The 1,544-nt window shown below is 72.8% G+C and carries 2 protein-coding genes; both read right to left on the bottom strand.

The annotated features are described in order from the left end of the window. The coding region (locus tag I6U14_RS09690; RefSeq protein WP_296898837.1) for an SIS domain-containing protein at positions 1-689 on the bottom strand (689 nt) is incomplete at its 3' end. A 116-nt stretch (positions 690-805) separates the two neighbouring features. Beyond that, a complete protein-coding gene (locus tag I6U14_RS09685) occupies positions 806-1,432 on the bottom strand; it encodes a hypothetical protein (protein ID WP_296898835.1) in 627 nt (208 codons plus the stop codon). Positions 1,433-1,544 lie beyond the last annotated feature (112 nt).

The following is a 1,544-nucleotide window of genomic DNA, read 5'->3' as shown; positions in this document are numbered from 1 at the left end:
GGCGTGGGGCGACGTCTGTGGAGGCGCCGCGCGACGGCGACCTCGCGGGGGCCGGGGGTGCCGCCGGGAGGGAACGGCGCGACGGCCTGGTGGTCGACTCCTTTGGCGGCGAGGACGGCGGCGGCAAGTGCGTCGCCCAGGGGCACCCGCGCGGGCGTCGAGGTGGTCGGCGCCAGGCCCATCGGGCAGGCCTCCTCCAGCCGCGGCAGCACCAGCGCCACGTCGGCCTGATCGGCGAGCGTGCTGGGTGCGCGGCCGACGAGACCCAGCAGCGGCAGCGAGAAGCGCCGGGTGTAGGTGAGGACGTCACCGAGCTCCGGGGTTTCGCCGCTGTTGGAGAGGGCGAGGACGAGGTCGCCGCGGGCCAGCATGCCGAGATCGCCGTGGCTGGCCTCGCTCGGGTGGACGTAAAAGGCGGGCGTGCCGGTCGAAGCCAGCGTCGCGGCGATCTTGCGGGCGACGTGGCCGCTCTTGCCCATGCCGGTGGTCACCACCCGCCCCTGGGTCGCCAGGATGCGCTTGCAGGCCTCGGCGAAGGCGTGGTCGAGGTGCGCTGCGCAGGTCCGCAGCGCCGCCGCCTCCAGTTCGAAGACCCGCCGGCCGAGCGCAATGTGCGACGCACTGGCGAAGCCGAGCGCGTCAGCGGTCGGTTCGGCGTCGGGTGCGGGAGATTTGGCGGCGACGGTCATCGGCATCCTCGAGCAGGCAAGCTAGCAATCCTCATGCCACGGTGCGGCGCACTATGGGCACGGTGGCGCGGCCGGTCAACGCGCCCGCGGCCCGTCGGTCGCGCCGCCGGGCGGGCTCAGTGGGAGAAGATGTCGATCTCGCCCCAGCCGGCCAGGTCGAGCTCGGCGCGGGTGGCGACGAAGCCGAAGCATGCGGCGGCGAGCGCGCTGCGGCCCTCGCGCACCAGCATGGCGTCGAGGCGGGCCTTGAGGGCGTGCAGGTGGAGCACGTCGCTGGCGGCGTAGAGCCGCTGCGCGTCGGTGAGTTCGGCCGCGCCCCAGTCCGAGCTCTGCTGCCCCTTCTGCACGTCGATGCCCAGCTGCTCGCGGCAGAGATCGCGCAGGCCGTGGCGATCGGTGTAGGTCCGCACCAGCTTGGATGCGATCTTGGTGCAGTAGAGTGGCGCCGTTCGGGCGCCGAGATCGTTTCGCAGCAGTGCCACGTCGAAGCGGGCGAAGTGAAACAGCTTCAGCGTCGCCGGGTCCTCCAGCATGGCCTTGAGGCGCGGCGCGTCGCGCTGCCCCTTGGCGATCTGGACGAGATGGCAGACGCCGTCACCGGCGGAGAGCTGCACGAGACAGAGACGGTCGCGGCCGTGGATCAAGCCCATCGCCTCGGTGTCGACGGCGACCACCGGGCCGAGGCCCACCCCCGCGGGCAGATCCCCCCGATGCAGGTGGACGCCGGGTGCGACTTCGCTCAAACCGCGAGCGCCGCGGGCTAACCGGGCGCCGACGAGGGTGGAGCACAGGGGAGGACTCGACACTCCACCCCCCTCCGGGGCCAGGGACCTGGAACCCGCGCGGATACCAATT

The sequence above is a fragment of the Thiohalocapsa sp. genome (assembly GCF_019695415.1).
Classification (GTDB): domain Bacteria; phylum Pseudomonadota; class Gammaproteobacteria; order Chromatiales; family Chromatiaceae; genus Thiohalocapsa.
The sequence above is the reverse complement of the archived record's forward strand: the minus strand, read 5'-3'. Positions and strand labels throughout refer to the sequence as shown.